Annotated in this window: 3 protein-coding genes; all 3 read left to right on the top strand. The window is 70.8% G+C overall.

The window, feature by feature from the left end; all coding sequences use genetic code 11:
- Positions 1-434, top strand: a 434-nt coding sequence (locus E4L96_RS10280; RefSeq protein WP_135207128.1) for a response regulator, incomplete at its 5' end; no start/stop codon positions are given.
- 141 nt (positions 435-575) lie between these two features.
- Positions 576-2,594: a GGDEF domain-containing protein gene (locus E4L96_RS10275; protein ID WP_135207127.1), complete on the top strand. Its 2,019-nt coding sequence runs from the start codon at positions 576-578 to the stop codon at positions 2,592-2,594.
- Positions 2,595-2,679: 85 nt separating this feature from the next.
- Positions 2,680-3,895 (top strand): hypothetical protein (locus tag E4L96_RS10270; RefSeq protein ID WP_135207126.1); only part of this gene is annotated, 1,216 nt, incomplete at its 3' end.

Below are 3,895 nucleotides of genomic sequence, written 5' to 3'. Positions count from 1 at the left end.
TCCCCGCGGCGGGCGGCGCGGCCCGCGCCAGTGGGCACGGCCGCGCCCAGGTCCTCCCCGGCGCCACGGTGCTGCTGGTGGACGACAGCGAGACGGTGCTGGAAGCCAGCCGCGCCCTGCTCGAACAGCTGGGCTTCGTGGTGGTCACCGCCGCCAGCGCGGACGAGGCCCTGGCCCTGCTCGCGCAGCAGGTGGTGGCGCCTGGCCTGGTCTTGTCGGACATCGTCATGCCCGGCACCCTGGACGGGATTGGCCTGGCCCGGGCGGTCCGGGCCCGCTGGCCGGAACTGCCGGTCATCCTGGCCACTGGCTTCAGCCTGGACGAAGATGCCACCCTGGGTGCCGGGTTCGCCGTGCTGCGCAAGCCTTATACCCTGGACCAGCTGCGGCAGGCTCTCCACACCGATCCGGCGCGTCCGGCCACCGTCGCTTAGCCGGGTGTGGCGGAATGGCCTTGCCGAAAAGCTCATTTCGTTTCCCGTTGGAAGTTATTGCGGTACCATGACAGTGCGCCCCAACCCTGCGTCCCCCTGTCGAGTGCCCTCCAGCCGGCACTGGTTTAGCCTGAAACTGCCGTGTCAAAGAAGATTGCCCTTGGGTGGGCGGCCACCGTTGTCCTGTCAGCCTGGCTGAGCGCCGCGCACGCCGCCGGGCCCTCGGCGGATGAACTTGTCCTCAACGCCCGCGAGCACGGGTACGTCAGTCCCGTCACCGCCGCCGCGGCTCTGGAGCGCGCCGCCAGCGCCGCCCCGCAGGCCCACCCCGGCCCGCTTCATGCGACGCTCGCCGCCCTGCACATCGCCGCCGACGATGCTCCCGGCGTGGCGCGTGACCTTGCCTTCCTTCGTACCCAGGGCTGTACCGGCTGCGCTGACTGGGCCCTGCTGCGCGAAGCCCAGTGGGCCGTGCGCCGCCAGGACAAACCGGCCGCCGTCGCGCTGCTGCCGCGCGTGGCCGCGCTGGCCTCCGCCCGCGACCCGGATCTGCAGCAGATGTCGTACTACCTGCAGGCCGCCATCGCCGACCAGCAGAGCGACCATGCACGCGCCATCGACCTGGCCCTGCGCGCGCTGCGCCTGGCCGAAGCGACCGGCAATGCGGCCGAACAGGCCCGCACGCTGAACATGCTGACCCTGGCCAGCACCAACCGGCGCGACCTGGACCGCGCCGAGGCCTGGGCCGCGGAAGGCTACGCGCTGGCCGAAAAGATCGGCTTCATCTATGTGATGGCCTACATCCGCACCAACCAGGCGTGGATCTACGCGCTGCGCGGCGACGCGGCCAGGGAGCGCCAGGCCCTGCTCGACGTCATGCGCATCACTGAAAGCCACGCCGGGTTGGATGACGCCCGCATGATCAACAGCGTCAACCTGGCCGAGTACTACCTCAAGGTGCACCGCTATGCCGAGGCCGAGGCGGCGGCGCGCGATGCCATCGCCCAGGCCACCCGCCAGAAGAAGGACACCGCCCACGGCGTGGCCCTGGTCGCGCTGGGCAACGCGCAGCTGCACACCCATCCTGCCCAGGGCCTCGCCACGCTGGAAGGCGCGGTGGCCCACCTGGGCCGCGACGGCCCGACCAACTGGCAGGTGGACGCCTACGAGGCGCTGGCCGCGGGCTACGAGAAACTGGGCCAGCTGCAGCGCGCCCTGGACACCTTGCACAAGCTCGCGCGGATCAAGGACGAGCTGCAGGCGCGTGACCGCGGCCGCGCGCTGGCCGAGGCCCAGGCGCGCTTCCAGGCCGAGCGCAAGGACCGCCAGATCGAGCGCCTGTCGCTGGACAACGCGCGCCGCCAGGCCGAACTCGCGGCCCGCTCCTGGGAGCAGCGCGTGTGGATCGCGCTGGCCGCGGCATTGGCCGTGGGCGGCGCCGGCCTCGCGTTCGCGATTTTTGCGCAGCGTGCCCGCAATCGATTGCTGGAAGCGGCCAACCGCCACCTGCGCGACGCCAGCGAGCACGATGCGCTGACCGGTGCGGGCAACCGCCGCTACAGCGCGCGGCTGCTGGAACGGCTGCAGGCGCGCGCCGCGGCGGAGCCGGAGGCCCGCTGGGCGGTGGTGCTGCTGGACATCGACCACTTCAAGCGCGTCAACGACCAGCATGGCCATGGCGCCGGCGACAGTGTGCTCAAGCAGGTCGCCCAGCGCTTGCAAGGCCTGGTGCGTGAAGGCGATGCGGTGATCCGCTGGGGGGGCGAGGAATTCCTGCTGGTGCTGGACCATGCGACGCCTGCGCTGCTGCGCCAGCTGTGTGCGCGCATTCTCGGCGCGGTGGCCGACACGCCAATGCAGGCGGAAGGCGAAACGCTGCCGGTGACCGTGTCGCTCGGCGCCAGCCTGTATCCGATGTATCCCGGCCAGAGCTGGGAGGAATTGCTGCACCTGATCGACAGCGCGCTGTATCGCGCCAAGCACGCGGGCCGCAACCGCGCGGTGGTGCTGGAGCACGGGGGGCGGCGCGCGCGCAGCACCGTCTGGCCCGACCTCGACGCGGCCCTGGGCCAGGAGCTGCTGTCTGCGGTGACCGTGATGGGCCCGGAGCGGCTGCGCGAGGTGGTCGCCGGCCCAATATTTGTTTCCTCATGGCAGTAATTGCGTTAGGATGGCAGCGCGCCCGAATCCTGCGCCTGTCCCCCGAGTGCCCTTCAGACCGCACTCTTTCTGTCCCGAACCTGCCGTGTTAAAAAAAATCATCCTAGGATGGGTGGCGCTGGCTCTCCTGCCAGGCTGGCTGGGCCTCGCCACAGCCGCCGGTCCATCCGCCTCGGACCTGGTCCGCCAGATGCGTGCCCATGGATTTGTGGGCCCCGTGGACGCCGCCGCTGCCCTGGAGCAGGCCGTGGCCGCCGAACCCCAGCCTGCCCCCGCTTCCGTGTATGGTGCCCTGGCCGCCTTGCATATCGCCGCCGACGACGCGGCGGGTGTGGCGCGCGACCTGGCCGTCCTACGCACCCGGGACTGCGCCGGATGCGCCGCCTGGGCCGTACTGCGCGAGGCCCAGTGGGCGGTGCGCCGTCAGGACAAGGCCGCCGCCAGCGCGCTGCTGCCACGCGTGGCCGCGCTGGCGACCGCGGCCGACCCGGACATCCAGCAGATGTCGTGGTTCCTGCAGGCCGTGATCGCGGACCAGCAAAGCGACCAGACCCGCGCCATCGCCATGGCCCTGCGCGCCCTGCGCCTGGCGGAAGCCTCCGGCAACCTGGCCGAGCAGGCTCGGGTGCTCAATACGCTGACCCTGGTGAGCACCAACCGCCGTGACCTGGAGCGGGCCGAAGCGTGGGCTGAGGAGGGCTACGCGCTGGCCGAGAGAATCGGCTTCGTCTACGTGATGGCCTACCTCCGCGCCAACCAGGCCCGCCTGTATGGGCTGCGCGACGACCACGTTCGGGAAGGCCAGGCGCTGCGCGATGTCATGCGGATCACATCCACCCATGCCGGGCTGGCTGACCTCCGCCTCATCAACAGCGTCAACCTGGCCGAATTCCATCTGAAGGCCCAGCGCTATCCAGAGGCTGAGGCCGCCGCGCAGGATGCCGTGGATCAGGCCATCCGCCAGAACAAAACCACGATGCACGGGGTGGCGATGGTCGCGCTCGGCAATGCGCAATTGCACACGCGTCCCGGACAAGCGATCGCGACCCTGGAAGCGGCGGTGGCCTCCCTGGGCCGCCACGGCGGCACCAACTGGCAGTTGGGCGCCTACGAGGCGCTGGCGGCGGGCTATGAGCGGCAGGGCCACCTGCGGCTGGCCCTCGACACCCTGCACCGGCTTGCGAACCTGAAGGACGAGCTGCAGGCGCGCGACCGCGATCGCGCCTTGGCCGAAGCGCAGGCCCGCTTCCAGGCCGAGCGCAAGGACCGCGAAATCGAGCGCCTCTCACTGGACAACGCAC

This window comes from Zemynaea arenosa, from assembly GCF_004614185.1.
GTDB lineage: Bacteria > Pseudomonadota > Gammaproteobacteria > Burkholderiales > Burkholderiaceae_D > Telluria > Telluria arenosa.
This window is presented reverse-complemented; position numbering and strand designations above follow the sequence as displayed.